Source organism: Streptomyces sp. NPDC088810, assembly GCF_044750305.1.
Lineage (GTDB): Bacteria > Actinomycetota > Actinomycetes > Streptomycetales > Streptomycetaceae > Streptomyces.
The window spans coordinates 599,481-612,852 of sequence record NZ_JBIVJQ010000004.1 but is presented as its reverse complement, the minus strand read 5'-3'; the positions used below and the strand labels follow the sequence as shown (position 1 = coordinate 612,852).

At 70.5% G+C, this 13,372-nt stretch carries 14 protein-coding genes; 9 read left to right on the top strand and 5 right to left on the bottom strand.

The window, feature by feature from the left end; translation table 11 throughout:
• The first annotated feature begins 81 nt into the window (after positions 1–81).
• The 6 genes from ACIP4Y_RS17510 to ACIP4Y_RS17485 all read left to right on the top strand — a co-directional run bounded on the left by ACIP4Y_RS17510 (position 82) and on the right by ACIP4Y_RS17485 (position 6,113).
• Positions 82–1,377, top strand: coding sequence for a hypothetical protein (locus ACIP4Y_RS17510; RefSeq protein ID WP_401393780.1), 1,296 nt, complete (start codon positions 82–84; stop codon positions 1,375–1,377).
• Between the two features lie 109 nt (positions 1,378–1,486).
• Positions 1,487–2,077, top strand: a complete 591-nt coding sequence (locus ACIP4Y_RS17505; RefSeq protein WP_358638126.1) for a TlpA disulfide reductase family protein — start codon at positions 1,487–1,489, stop codon at positions 2,075–2,077.
• A 1-nt stretch (position 2,078) separates the two neighbouring features.
• The gene (locus ACIP4Y_RS17500) at positions 2,079–2,852 is read left to right on the top strand and encodes a cytochrome c biogenesis protein CcdA (protein WP_358638124.1); all 774 of its coding nucleotides are present in this window, start codon (positions 2,079–2,081) and stop codon (positions 2,850–2,852) included.
• 3 nt (positions 2,853–2,855) lie between these two features.
• A complete protein-coding gene (locus ACIP4Y_RS17495; RefSeq protein ID WP_401393776.1) occupies positions 2,856–4,556 on the top strand; it encodes a cytochrome c biogenesis protein ResB in 1,701 nt (566 codons plus the stop codon).
• Positions 4,553–5,635, top strand: coding sequence for a c-type cytochrome biogenesis protein CcsB (ccsB, locus tag ACIP4Y_RS17490; protein WP_401393774.1), 1,083 nt, complete (start codon positions 4,553–4,555; stop codon positions 5,633–5,635). Before ACIP4Y_RS17495 ends, ccsB begins: the two co-directional genes overlap by 4 nt.
• A gap of 73 nt (positions 5,636–5,708) precedes the next feature.
• A complete protein-coding gene (locus ACIP4Y_RS17485; RefSeq protein WP_358638118.1) occupies positions 5,709–6,113 on the top strand; it encodes an SRPBCC domain-containing protein in 405 nt (134 codons plus the stop codon).
• Here ACIP4Y_RS17485 and ACIP4Y_RS17480 read toward each other — a convergent pair.
• The 5 genes from ACIP4Y_RS17480 to ACIP4Y_RS17460 form a co-directional block, all read right to left on the bottom strand.
• The gene (locus tag ACIP4Y_RS17480; protein ID WP_358638116.1) at positions 6,110–7,516 is read right to left on the bottom strand and encodes a condensation domain-containing protein; all 1,407 of its coding nucleotides are present in this window, start codon (positions 7,514–7,516) and stop codon (positions 6,110–6,112) included. The two genes, ACIP4Y_RS17485 and ACIP4Y_RS17480, sit on opposite strands and share 4 nt — an antisense overlap.
• Positions 7,517–7,682: 166 nt before the next feature.
• Complete coding sequence (locus ACIP4Y_RS17475; protein WP_401393770.1) at positions 7,683–8,648, bottom strand: isopenicillin N synthase family dioxygenase; 966 nt, start codon at positions 8,646–8,648, stop codon at positions 7,683–7,685.
• A 64-nt stretch (positions 8,649–8,712) separates the two neighbouring features.
• Positions 8,713–9,060: a hypothetical protein gene (locus tag ACIP4Y_RS17470; RefSeq protein ID WP_401393767.1), complete on the bottom strand. Its 348-nt coding sequence runs from the start codon at positions 9,058–9,060 to the stop codon at positions 8,713–8,715.
• A complete protein-coding gene (locus ACIP4Y_RS17465; RefSeq protein ID WP_401393764.1) occupies positions 9,057–9,635 on the bottom strand; it encodes a DUF6232 family protein in 579 nt (192 codons plus the stop codon). The genes ACIP4Y_RS17470 and ACIP4Y_RS17465 overlap by 4 nt, the downstream gene beginning before the upstream one ends.
• A gap of 272 nt (positions 9,636–9,907) precedes the next feature.
• Positions 9,908–10,132: a hypothetical protein gene (locus ACIP4Y_RS17460; protein WP_401393761.1), complete on the bottom strand. Its 225-nt coding sequence runs from the start codon at positions 10,130–10,132 to the stop codon at positions 9,908–9,910.
• Between the two features lie 76 nt (positions 10,133–10,208).
• Between ACIP4Y_RS17460 and ACIP4Y_RS17455 the strand changes: the two genes are divergently transcribed.
• The 3 genes from ACIP4Y_RS17455 to ACIP4Y_RS17445 all read left to right on the top strand — a co-directional run bounded on the left by ACIP4Y_RS17455 (position 10,209) and on the right by ACIP4Y_RS17445 (position 13,367).
• The gene (locus ACIP4Y_RS17455) at positions 10,209–11,660 is read left to right on the top strand and encodes a menaquinone biosynthesis decarboxylase (protein ID WP_401393758.1); all 1,452 of its coding nucleotides are present in this window, start codon (positions 10,209–10,211) and stop codon (positions 11,658–11,660) included.
• On the top strand, positions 11,657–12,559 hold the full coding sequence (gene mqnP / locus ACIP4Y_RS17450; RefSeq protein ID WP_358638106.1) for a menaquinone biosynthesis prenyltransferase MqnP: 903 nt from the start codon (positions 11,657–11,659) through the stop codon (positions 12,557–12,559). Before ACIP4Y_RS17455 ends, mqnP begins: the two co-directional genes overlap by 4 nt.
• Before the next feature lie 157 nt (positions 12,560–12,716).
• On the top strand, positions 12,717–13,367 hold the full coding sequence (locus tag ACIP4Y_RS17445; RefSeq protein ID WP_358638104.1) for a UbiX family flavin prenyltransferase: 651 nt from the start codon (positions 12,717–12,719) through the stop codon (positions 13,365–13,367).
• Positions 13,368–13,372: the final 5 nt, after the last annotated feature.

The following is a 13,372-nucleotide window of genomic DNA, read 5'->3' as shown; positions in this document are numbered from 1 at the left end:
CATAAGAATGATCGGAACCTCCCCGATCGTCGCGCCCTCTGACTGGGTGACACCAGCAGGCGCGACGAATCGGGGTTTTCCATGCGCACCTTCTCCCGGACCCTCTCCCGGCGGGGAGCACTCGGCCTCGGCGCCGGCGCGGCGGCCGCCTCGCTCGCCGGCTGCGGAAGCCTCACGTCCTCGGACGGCGGCGGGCGGCCGAACGGTTCCGGCCAGGGCCGGCCCGGGCACGGGGGCGGGAAGGGGAACGGTGGGCGTCCGGCGCGGCCCATCGGCGACGGCTCCACCTCCTTCACCGGCAGGCAGCCGCACCAGCCGGCCAAGCCCGAGCCGCTGGAGCCGGGGCAGACCCCGCCGCAGTTCGTGATCTTCTCCTGGGACGGCGCCGGCGAGGTCGGCAACGGCCTCTTCCCGCGCTTCCTGGACCTGGCCAAGGAGCACGGCGCGTCCATGACCTTCTTCCTCTCGGGCCTGTATCTGCTGCCCGAGTCGAAGAAGCGGCTGTACGAGCCCCCGAACAACCCGCGCGGCGCCTCCGACATCGGCTACCTCACCGACGAGCACATCAAGGCCACGCTGACGAACGTGCGCCGGGCCTGGCTGGAGGGCCACGAGATCGGCACCCACTTCAACGGGCACTTCTGCGCCGGTACCGGCACGGTCGGCAACTGGACCCCGCAGCAGTGGGCGAGCGAGATCCGGCAGGCCAAGGCGTTCGTGAAGGAGTGGCGGACCAACACCGGCTGGACGAACCTGCCCTCGCTGCCGTTCGACTACGACAAGGAGCTGGTCGGCGGCCGTACGCCCTGTCTGCTCGGCCAGAACAACCTGCTGCCCACCGCGCGCGAGCTGGGCTGGCGCTACGACGCCTCCTCGCCGGGCGGTCGTCAGATGTGGCCGGAGAAGAAGCTGGGGATCTGGGACCTGCCGTTGCAGCAGATACCTTTCCCCGGACGTTCCTTCGAGGTCCTGTCCATGGACTACAACATGCTCGCCAACCAGTCCGTGAACTCCACCAAGGCGCCCGCCTACAACTACCCGGGCTGGCGCAAGCAGTCCGCGCAGGCGTACATCCAGGGATTCCAGCGGGCATACGAGACAAACCGGGCGCCGTTCTTCGTCGGCAACCACTTCGAGCAGTGGAACGGCGGCATCTACATGGACTCCGTCGAGGAGGCCTTCAAGCACATCGCGCGCGAGAAGGAGAAGGGCGCCGACGTGCGACTGGTCTCCTTCCGGCAGTTCGTGGACTGGATGGACGTGCAGAAGCCCGAGGTGCTCGCCAAGCTGCGCACGCTGGGCGTCGGGCAGCGGCCGACGGGCGGCTGGAAGGAGTTCCTGCGGGACGCCAAGTCCGCCTCCTCCAATGCGGCATGATCCCGGCCGAGTGTCCGGAATGTCCTGTGTAAATACGCCCTGAAATGCGGTTTTCCGCCCGGCAGGGGGGCGGGCGAAATCCCCGGAACAGGCATGCGAAACTTTTCACATGAGTACCCGCAGCCGCGCCGTCCTGCTCACCGCTGTGGCCGCCGTCGCGGCCCTGACCCTGTCCGCGTGCGGAAAGGGCGGCATCTCCGGAGGCGGTGGCGACACCAACTTCGTCACCGGCAAGAACGGCATCGACACCGTGCCCGCCGGCAAGCGCGCCACGGTCCCCGACCTGTCCGGCGAGACCATCGACGGCAAGACCCTCGACGTCGCCGACTACAAGGGCAAGGTCGTCGTCCTCAACGTCTGGGGCTCGTGGTGCGGACCGTGCCGCGAGGAGGCCCAGTACTTCGCCAAGGTCTCCAAGGAGTACCAGGGCAAGGGCGTGCAGTTCGTCGGCATCAACACCCGGGACACCAGCACCACCCCGGCCGTGAACTTCGAGAAGGAGCACGGGGTCGCGTACCCGAGCCTGTACGACCCGACGGGCAAGCTGATGCTCCGGTTCGAGAAGGGCACGCTCAACCCCCAGCTCATCCCCTCCACGCTCGTCATCGACCGGCACGGCAAGGTCGCCGCGCGGGCCCTGGAGGCGCTCGACGACACCGCCCTGCTGAAGATGCTCAAGCCGGTCCTCGCGGAGAAGTGACGTGAGCGCGCTCCTCACGCTCGCGGCGGAGACGGGCAAGAACCAGACCGTGCTCAACGGAGCCCTGCTGGTCGCCCTGCCGATCGCCCTCCTCGGTGGCCTCGTCTCCTTCTTCTCCCCCTGCGTCCTTCCTCTGGTCCCCGGTTACCTCTCGTACGTCACCGGGGTCGCCGGCACCGACCTGGCCGAGGCCCGGCGGGGGCGGATGGCCGCGGGCGCCGCCCTGTTCGTCCTCGGCTTCACCGTCGTCTTCGTCTCCGGCGGGGCCCTGTTCGGCTTCTTCGGCTCGACCCTGCAGGAGTACAAGGGCACCCTGTCCAAGGTGCTCGGCGTGCTCATGATCCTGCTGGGCGTCTTCTTCATGGGCCTGATGCCCTGGCTGACCCAGCGCGAGTTCCGCTTTCACCGGCGCCCCGCCACCGGCCTGGTCGGTGCGCCCGTTCTGGGCGCCCTGTTCGGGATCGGCTGGACGCCCTGCATCGGCCCCACGCTCGCCTCCGTCGTCGCCCTCTCCTCCCATGAGGCGAGCGCCGGCCGGGGCGCGATACTGACCGTCGCGTACTGCCTGGGCCTCGGTGTGCCGTTCGTGGTCACGGCCGTAGCCTTCCGCAAGGCGCTCGGTACCTTCGGGTGGGTCAAGCGCCACTATGTCTGGGTGATGCGCATCGGCGGCACGATGATGATCGTGACCGGTGCGCTGCTGCTGACCGGGGCCTGGGACCACCTCGTGCAGGAGATGCAGGGCTGGTCCGATGGCTTCACTGTGGGGATCTGATCGATGAGCACAACCGAAACCGACAAGAGCCAGGACCAGGAGGACCTCGGGGCCGCCGGCTCCCAGCTGTCCACCGCCCCGCAGGAGGAGATCTCCACCCCGCCGTCCCTCGGCGTCATCGGCTGGGTGCGCTGGTTCTGGCGGCAGCTGACCTCCATGCGGGTCGCACTGCTGCTGCTCCTGCTGCTCTCGCTGGCCGCCATCCCCGGCTCGCTGATCCCGCAGACCGGCGCGGACGCGGGCAAGGCCGAGGACTTCCGCGCCGCGCACAAGACGCTGGCGCCGGTCTACGACAAGCTCGGCCTGTTCCACGTCTACAGCTCGGTGTGGTTCTCCGCGATCTACATCCTGCTGTTCGTCTCCCTGATCGGCTGCATCGTCCCCCGCACCTGGCAGTTCGTCGGCCAGCTGCGCGGCCGTCCGCCGGGCGCGCCCAAGCGGCTGACCCGGCTGCCCGCGTACACGACGTGGCGGACGCAGGCCGACCCGGAGCAGGTCCGCGAGGCCGCGCTCGCCCTGCTGAAGAAGCGCCGCTTCCGCGCGCACCTCGCCGGTGACGCCGTGGCCGCCGAGAAGGGTTACCTGCGCGAGCTGGGCAACCTGGTCTTCCACATCGCACTGATCGTGCTGCTCGTCGCCTTCGCCACGGGCCAGCTGTACAAGTCCGACGGCACCAAGCTGATGGTGGAGGGCGACGGCTTCTCCAACGCGCTGCCGATGTACGACGACTTCAAGTCCGGCAGCCTGTTCCAGAACGACGACCTGGTGCCGTTCAGCTTCGACCTGAAGGACTTCAAGGGAACCTACGAGCTCACCGGCCCCAACAAGGGCACCCCGCGCACCTTCGAGGCGCGGATCCGCTACAGCGAGGGCGCGTACGGCAAGGGCAGGACGACCACCGTCAAGGTCAACGAGCCGCTGAAGATCGACGACGCCAAGGTGTACCTGGTCAGCCACGGTTACGCGCCCGTCGTCACCGTCCGCGACGGCAAGGGCAGGGTCGTCTACCAGGACGCCGTACCGCTGCTGCCGCTCGACGGCAACGTCACCTCCAACGGCGTGGTGAAGGTGATGGACGGCTACCGCGACGCGAAGGGCAAGAAGGAGCAGCTCGGCTTCCAGGCGTTCTTCGTGCCGACGTTCGACGCGCGGAGCGGCACGATGCTCTCGCAGTTCCCGGCGCTGCTGAACCCGCTGCTCGCGGTGAACGCCTACCACGGCGACCTCGGTGTGAACTCGGGCATCCCGCAGAGCGTGTACCAGCTCGACAAGTCGCACATGAAGGCGTTCAAGGACGGCAAGGGCCAGCTGCTGAAGAAGCTGCTGAAGCCGGGCGACACGCTCACGCTGCCGAACGGCGCCGGGTCCATCACCTTCGAGAAGGACGTCAAGGAGTGGGCCGGCTTCGAGATCGTCCAGGAGCCGGGCAGTGGCTGGGCGCTCGGCGGTGCCCTCGCCGCGATCTTCGGCCTGGCCGCGTCCCTGTTCATCCAGCGCCGCCGCGTCTGGGTGCGGGCGGTGCGCGGTGCCGACGGCGTCACGGTGGTCGAGATGGCCGGGCTCGGCCGCAGCGAGTCCGCCAAGGTGCCCGAGGAACTGGGCGACCTCGCCGGAATCCTCTACGACCAGGCGCCGGGGGCCCCCGACCCCGACGACGACGCCTCCGAATCCCCAGTCGTACCTGCCGAAGGGGCTGAGAAGTGACTCTCGCCGCCGCAACCAACGAACACCTCGCGAGCATCAGCAACACGCTGATCTACTCGTCGATGGCCGTCTACACCCTGGCCTTCTTCGCCTACATCGCCGAGTGGCTGTTCGGCAGCCGCAGCAAGGTGGCCCGTACGGCCGCCGCGCTCACCGCCGACCGCGAGCGCACGGCGGGTGCCCCCGCCGTCACCGTGCGGCAGGCCGGCGGCACCGCCGTGCTGGAGCGGCCCAAGGTCGTCGTCCGCTCGGCGTCCGGCGCGCGGGACGTGCCCGACGGGCCGGGCGCGCACGGCGGCGACGAGCAGGGCGACCTGTACGGCCGGATCGCGATCTCCCTCACCGTGCTCGCGTTCCTCGTGGAGCTGGGCGGTGTCGTCACCCGCGCGGCCTCCGTGGAGCGGGCGCCGTGGGGCAACATGTACGAGTTCAACATCACCTTCTCCACGGTCGCCGTCGGCGTGTACCTCGCGCTGCTGGCCCTGAAGAAGAACGTGCGCTGGCTCGGCCTGTTCCTCGTCACGACCGTCCTGCTGGACCTGGGCCTCGCGGTCACCGTCCTCTACACGGCCAGCGACCAGCTGGTGCCGGCCCTGCACTCGTACTGGCTGTACATCCACGTCTCCACCGCGATCTTCTGCGGCGCGGTGTTCTACGTCGGCGCGGTCGCCACGATCCTGTACCTGTTCAAGGACTCGTACGAGAACAAGCTGGAGGCCGGCGGCAAGCCCGGCAGGTTCGCGTCCTCCGTGCTGGAGCGGCTGCCCGCCTCGGCGTCCCTGGACAAGTTCGCCTACCGCGTCAACGCGGCGGTCTTCCCGCTGTGGACGTTCACGATCATCGCGGGCGCGATCTGGGCGGGCGACGCCTGGGGCCGGTACTGGAACTGGGACCCGAAGGAGACCTGGTCCTTCATCACCTGGATCGCCTACGCCTGCTACCTGCACGCCCGGGCCACCGCGGGCTGGAAGGGCCGCAAGGCCGCCTACCTGGCGATGATCGCCTTCGGCTGCTGGCTGTTCAACTACTACGGCGTCAACATCTTCGTGAGCGGCAAGCACTCCTACGCGGGCGTGTGACCCCCGCGGCCCGGCCGCGGGGGAGCGGCCGTGACCGCGTGCGGGTGCTCCGAGCCGGGGGCAGGCTGGTGTCATGAGCGGTTCCATCGCACAGGGCACCAGCCAGACGCACGGGAACGAGCACATCCTGCACTTCGTGGTGGAGCTCCCGCGGCCGATGGAGGACGTCTGGGCCGCGGTGGCCACGGCCGAGGGGCTGGCGTCCTGGTTCACCGCCGCCGAGGTGCTCGAACACCGGCTCGGCGGCGCGGTCACCCTGCGCGACCTGGGCAGCGGGCAGGTGACCGCGTGGGACGTGGACCGGGTCGCGGAGTACACGCTGGAGGGCGCGGGCCGGCTCCGGTTCCATCTGGAGCGCGAAGGGGACAACGCCAGCGTGCTCCGCTTCACGCACGAGTTCCAGGGCGAGGAGGAGTCCGAGCAGCGCTGGCGCGATCGGCTCGAACGCCTGATCGGGACACTCGGCGGGAACGCCTAGGAGACCGCGGAGAGGCTGCCGTCGGCCACCGAGGCGATCCGGTCCCGCAGCCGCTCCACGTACAGCCGCATGGTCTTCACCGCGACGTCCGTGTCCGGGTACCGGCTCGCCAGCCACAGCCCCTCGGGCAGCCGGTTCACCCACACGCACACCTGGTCGCCGTACGACACCCGCATCAGCCCGTACGCCTTCAGCTCGGTCCACCGCTCGGCGCCCGGGATGCCGCGGGCGTCGACGTACGACACGATCGAGTGCAGGTCCGGGGAGGTCGGCCGGAAGTCGGAGCCGAGCAGGCGCAGCACCCGGGCCAGCGGCATCCGGGCCAGCGACCGGTTCGCCTGGAGCTCGGCGCGCACCGCCCGCAGGGCCTCCGGGAAGCCGCGGGTACGGCACACCGGCACCTCGATCGGGGCGCCGCCCACGTACCAGCCCACCGAGTCGGTCCACCGGGACTTCACCCGGGTGTGGAACGGCACCACCGTCCGGTACACCGGCTGCCCGCCGAGTTCGTGCACGATGAGCCCGGTCGCGGCCAGCAGCCCGACCAGGCTGCCGCCGTAGGGCCGGCAGTACGCCTCGAACGCCGCCGCCGCGTCCGCGTCCGCCAGCGGCTCGCACAGCATCTGCTGCCTGGGCAGCGGTCCGCCGGGCGTGAGGCCGAGGTCGACCGGGAAGGCTGGCAGTGTGCCGTCGCAGCGGTGGATGAACTCCCGCCAGCGCTCCACGATCGCGTGCCGGCTGTCGAGACCGTCCGCGCCGGCCCGCTCGATCCCGCAGAAGTCGACGTAACTGGCGACCGGCCCACGGTCGTCCGGCTCGGTGCCGGCCAGGCCCGCCGCGTACAACTCGTGGATCTCGGCGGCGATCCGCTGCACGGAGTAGGCGTCGACGTTGCTGTGGTCGAACGCCATGTACACGCTCGCGCCGTCGTCGCGGTCCACCGCCGTGTAGATGAGGTTGGGCCAGCGCAGCGCGTCCGCGACCGTGTCGAAGCGGTGCTGGAGGTGCCGGACCAGGTCGTCCGCGTCGGGGAAGTCGCCCGCGTCCTCCCGGTGCAGGGACACCTCGGCCGCGTCGAGCGTGAACCGGCGCAGTTCGTCACCGGCCCAGCGGAAGCCGCTGCGCAGCGTCTCGTGCCGCAGGGTCCAGGTGTGCAGGGCCCGCTCCAGCACGTCGAGGTCGAGCGGGCCGGGCAGGTCGAAGGCGGTGCCGAGCCAGGTCGGCACGAACAGCCCGCCCTCGCGGACGCACCTGGCCGTCCTGATGTGCGACTCCTGGATGTAGGCGGGCGGCCGGGAGTCCTCCGGGAGCGCCGTCGCCGCCGCGACGGTCGCCGGGCTCAGCGTCCACTCGACGAGCCGTCCCGGCCGGACCTCGCAGCGCTGGATGTCAGTGATTCGCACGCGTCTCCCATCGCCGAAGGGGCCCGGTGTTCGGGCCCCCTGCAAGGCAATGCCGTCAGACGCGGCCGGGACATGCCCGCCCGCTCCATTTCAACGGAACGGATGGCAGGCCGAACGCGGAAGTGATTAACCCTCGGTCACCGGTGAGGGCAGCACGGGGATGAGGTCAGCCGACGGTGATCGAGTCGAGCTTGGCGCGGAGGTACTCGTGCGAGTCGACGGGCGGGTACGCCACCCGGCCCACCGGCGCCGGCAGGGACTCCACCAGCGTGCCCGGGGTGCACTCGCCGAAGTAGACGAGCGACATCAGCTCCTCGGCGGGCGCGTCGAGGGGCGGCGGCAGCACCCGGTGCCGGCCCGACCGCCACCGGTCCCCGGTCCAACGGGCCAGCAGATCACCGATGTTGACGGTGAACGCGGCCGGGTCGTACGGCGCGTCCTGCCAGCCGTCCGCGTCGGTGTACACCTGGAGTCCGCCCCGGCCCGCCTGCCGGTCGAGGATGGTGACGGTCCCGAAGTCGGTGTGCGGACCGATCCGGAACTGCCCCGGCTGCGGCGCGCCGACGACGTCCGTCCCCGGGTACCAGTTGATGTTGAAGCCGTACGTCGGATGGTCCATGTGCCGGGCGAAGAAGTCGGCGCCGAGGCCGAGCGCGCAGGCCAGCAGGGCCAGCAGCTCCTTCTCCAGCGCGGCCATCCGGCCCAGGTACTCCTCGCACAGCCCGCGCAGCGCGGGGACCTCGGCGGGCCACACGTTGGGCGCGTACCACTCGGCGTCGACGACCGGGTCCTCGAACGGCTCGGCGGTCGCGAAGGTGAGCGACTCCTTCAGGTCCGGCGGGGTCTCGGTGCCCTCCGCGTACCCGTTGGCCTCGGTGCCCGGGCCGAGCCAGCCGCGTCCGCCGACCTTCGCCGCGTACCGCTGCTTGACCTCGGCGGGCAGCAGGAAGAACTCCCGCGCGGCCGACCGGATCCCGGCCCGCAGCTCCGGTGCCACGCCGTGCCCGGTGACCAGCAGGAACCCGGCGCTCTGCAGCGCCTGGTCGACGGTACGGGCGAGCCTGGCCCGCGGCACCGCGTCCCCTTCGGTCCAGACCCGAAGATCGACGGTGGGGATACGCGCGTCACTCACCACTGGCCTCGTTCCGTCGAGCCGGGGTTCCTGCTCTCATGCTTCCACCCTCGGGCGGGCCTTTCTAGCCGCCCAGCAGGCCGATGACCGCCTGGACCGCCTGGGCCACCGGCTGGCCGACCGCGCCGACGGTGGCGGCGATCCCGGCGATCGCCATCAGCGCGCGGTGCCGCTCCTGCGCGGGGACGGCGGCGTCGGTGCTGAGGGCGGGCAGGGACTCGTCGAGCAACTGGGCGCTGGCGGCCGGCACCTGGGCGCGCAACTCGGCGATCATCCGGTGCAGTTCGGCGAGGGCCGCGACCAGCGCCGGGTCCTGTCCGACGGCTGCCGCCTGGTTCTTGACGATGCCCTGGTTGCCCTGGCCGCCGTACATGTTGACGTTGTCGCCGTAGTAGTAGTTGTTGCCGCTCATCGCGTGATCCCCACGTTTCCGTTGCCGCCGTACATGTTGACGTTGTCACCGAAGTAGTAGTGGTTCGGCGAGACGGTCAGGCGCTCCACCGTCACCCGGAACTCGGTGTCGGGGTGGTCGATGGCGTACGAGATCTGGCCCACGAGCTGGTCCAGGTAGCGCGCGTCCCGGCTGGTGACCAGTCCGGTGGAGGCGCCGGACGTCTCGACGGCGAGGACGTAGTGGGGCTGGGCCGTCAGCACGGACATCATGTCGATGAAGAAGTAGACGGCGGCGGCGAGGGCCAGGAACCAGACCCAGGCCACGTAACTGGCCCCGCCGGAGTCGGCGCCCTGGAACGTCAGCGAGGGCAGCCCCGGCAGCATGGCGATGAACCCGACGACCAGGGTCCCGGCGGCGTACCGCAGGAACCGCAGCACCGCCTCCTTGCGCCTCGGCCGCATGGTGAAGGTGTAGACGCGGGCGATGTTCTGCAGCGGGTAGACGGCCGAGCCGATCCACAGGATCCGCTCGCTGACCCGCAGTTCCACGGGGGTCGGCGGAGCCGTCCGGGCCGGCGGCGGCACGTCCGGCATCGGAGGCCCGGAGTGCACGGTGGCCGCCGGCCCCGGCGGCGGACCGGAGGGCGGTCCGGCCGGCGGGGCGGCCGGTGCGGAAGGCGGTGCGTGGGCCGGGCGCTCGGGCGGCTGGCCGGTCTCCATGTGGTCCCCCAGAGGTCAGAAGATCCCTCGTGTCTCGATGCCGACCATTAACCCCACCCGGAGTCGGCAGTGGCAAGTCGTTATGGACGCCAGCCCCGGGACATCTGACGGACGTTCACCTCGCCCGCGCGACCGGCCGGCCGGGCCTAGTCCTGCCGGGGGTCGTCGTCCCCGCCCCGGGTCCTCTCGTCCAGGGACTTCAGGAACTCCGGGTTGTCGTCCGGGGCGACCCAGTTCGCCGCGGCGTTGCGGTGCCACTCGGCCGGGGTGGAGCCGCCCGCCGGGCCGCGCCGGGTCCGGCCGGTGAACAGCCAGGCGACGGAGTAGATCAACAGCGCCATGACCAGCAGGAACGGCAGATACCTGAGCATGGCCGCGCGTACTCCCCACGCCGTGATTCGACCCTGGTGACCGGGCCAGAGTAGCGGGTGGCAGATACTGGGACACATGGCTTACGACGATCTTCGCTCCCTGCTGCGGGCGCTGGAGCGCGAGGGAGACCTCATGCGCATCAAGGCCGAGGTGGACCCGTACCTGGAAGTCGGGGAGATCGTCGACCGGGTGCAGAAGTCCGGCGGCCCGGCGCTGCTCTTCGAGAACGTGCGCGGCTCGGACATGCCCCTCGCCATGAACGTGTACGGCACCGACCGCCGCCTGCTGAAGGCGCTGGGCCTGAAGTCGTACGGCGAGATCTCCGAGAAGATCGGCGGCCTGCTGCGGCCCGAGCTGCCGCACGGCTTCGTCGGTGTGCGCGAGGCCTTCGGCAAGCTGGGCGCGATGGCCCACGTCCCGCCGCGGAAGGTCAAGGAGGCGCCGGTGCAGGAGGTCGTCCTGCGCGGCGACGACGTCGACCTCGACCGGCTCCCGGCGCTGTTCACCTGGCCGAAGGACGGCGGCTCCTTCTTCAACCTGGGCCTGACCCACACCAAGGACCCCGAGACCGGCATCCGGAACCTGGGCCTGTACCGGCTGCAGCGCCACGACAAGCGCACGATCGGCATGCACTGGCAGATCCACAAGGACAGCCGGAACCACTACCAGGTGGCCGCGCGCCGGGGCGAACGCCTGCCGGTCGCGATCGCGTTCGGGTGCCCGCCCGCCGTGACGTACGCCTCCACCGCCCCCCTCCCCGGTGACATCGACGAGTACCTCTTCGCCGGGTTCCTCGCCGGCAAGCGCATCGAGATGGTCGACTGCAAGACGGTCCCGCTCCAGGTGCCGGCCAACGCGGAGGTGGTCCTGGAGGGCTGGCTGGAGCCGGGCGAGATGCTGCCCGAGGGCCCCTTCGGCGACCACACCGGCTTCTACACCCCGCAGGAGCCCTTCCCGGCGCTGACGATCGACTGCGTGACGATGCGCAGGCGCCCCCTGCTCCAGTCGATCGTCGTGGGCAGGCCCCCCACGGAGGACGGCCCCCTCGGCCGGGCCACGGAACGCTTCTTCCTGCCCCTGCTCAAGATCATCGTCCCGGACATCGTGGACTACCACCTGCCCGAGGCCGGCGGCTTCCACAACTGCGCGATCGTCTCGATCGACAAGAAGTACCCGAAGCACGCGCAGAAGGTGATGCACGCCATCTGGGGGGCACACATGATGTCCCTGACCAAGCTGATCGTGGTCGTGGACTCCGACTGCGACGTCCACGACCTGCACGAGGTGGCCTGGCGGGCCCTCGGCAACACCGACTACGGCCGCGACCTGACGGTCGTGGAAGGCCCCGTCGACCACCTGGACCACGCCTCCTACCAGCAGTTCTGGGGCGGCAAGGCGGGCATCGACGCGACGAGGAAGTGGCCGGAGGAGGGCTACACCCGGGACGGGGGCTGGCCGGACATGGTCCTGCCGGACCCGGATACGGCGGCCTTGGTGGACCGCCGCTGGAAGGAGTACGGACTGTGACGTCGGCATCCGCCGCCATCCCCCAGCCGGGACGCACCAAGGCCTTCCTGCGCCTGGTGATGATCGAGCACTCGGTCTTCGCGCTGCCCTTCGCCTACATCGCCTCCCTGACGGCGATGTACGAGTGGGACAGGAACATCCACTGGGCCCGCCTGCTGCTGGTCACGGTCTGCATGGTCGGCCTGCGCACCTTCGCCATGGCCGTCAACCGGATCATCGACCGCGAGATCGACGCCAGGAACCCGCGCACGGCCCACCGCGAGCTGGTGACCGGCGCGATGTCGGTCAAGCACGCCTGGACGGGCGCCCTGATCGCCCTGGTGGTCTTCCTGGGCGCGGCGGCCCTGCTCAACCCGCTCTGCCTGGCCCTGGCCCCGGTCGCGGTGATCCCGATGGTGGTCTACCCCTACGGGAAACGGTTCACCAACTTTCCGCAGGCCATCCTCGGCCTCGCCCAGTCCATGGGCCCGATCGGCGGCTGGCTGGCGATCAGCGGCGAGTGGTCCTGGACGGCGGTGATCCTGGGCCTGGCCGTCGGCATCTGGATCGGCGGCTTCGACCTGATCTACGCCTGCCAGGACGTCGAGACCGACCGCGAGATCGGCGTCATGTCGGTCCCGGCCCGCTTCGGTATCCCGGCCGCGATCTGGGGCGCGCGGGCCTGCCACGCCCTCACGACGGCCCTGTTCGTCTGGTACGGCCTGGCCACCCACGCCGGCGCGTTCTTCTGGCTGGGCCTGCTGATCGTCGCCGGCGCCTTCGTCTACGAACACCGCATCGTCCGCCCCCACGACCTCTCCCGCCTGAACCGGGCCTTCTTCTCGGTCAACGGCTTCATCGGCATTGCCCTGTTCGTGTGCGCGCTCCTCGATCTCCTCGTTCGGGGTCTGACCGTCTGAGTACGGTCGGGCACCTCGTCACGCTCTGGAATCCCGGCCCGGACGGCTGCCTCGGCCGGGACACCCTTGCCCGTGGATCCCGAGGCGCCCCACCCGGCCTGAGCCCTGCCCGACCCACCGGTACGCTCAAGATGTGAACGCAGGAGAAACGCAGCGCGTGCCTTGGATCGTGGGGGTGTCCGGAGCCTCCGGGACGCCGTACGCCGCTGCGGTGCTGCGGGCGCTGCTGGAGGCAGGGGAAGCGGTGGACCTGGTGGTCAGCCGGGCCTCGCGGCTGACGCTGCTGGACGAGACGGGGATCTCGTTCCGGGACGCCCACTGGCAGGACGACCTGCGGGAATGGCTCGCCAGGGGCGCCGACGGCAAGCCGGGCACCTTCGACGCGGACGTCAGCGGGGTGCGGTACTGGAGCGCGGGCGACCTCGCCGCCGGCCCCTCCTCGGGGTCGTACCCGGTGAAGGGCATGCTCATCGTGCCCGCCTCCACCGCCTGCGTGGCCGGTGTGGCGCTCGGCCTGTCCAAGGATCTGCTCCAGCGTGCGGCGAGCGTCACACTGAAGGAGCGCCGGGCGCTGGTCGTGGCCGTACGGGAGACCCCCCTGAACGGGCAGACGCTGCGCCACCTCGTCGCCCTGGACGACGCCGGCGCCACGGTCGTCCCGGCCTCGCCCGCCTTCTACGCGGGCGCCACCCACATCCAGGACCTGGTGGACTTCGTCGCCGGCCGGGTGCTGGACGCGGCCGGCGTCGAGCACGGCCTGTACCGGCGGTGGAAGGGCGAACTCGGCGGCGGCACAGCGGGCGAGTAAGGCAA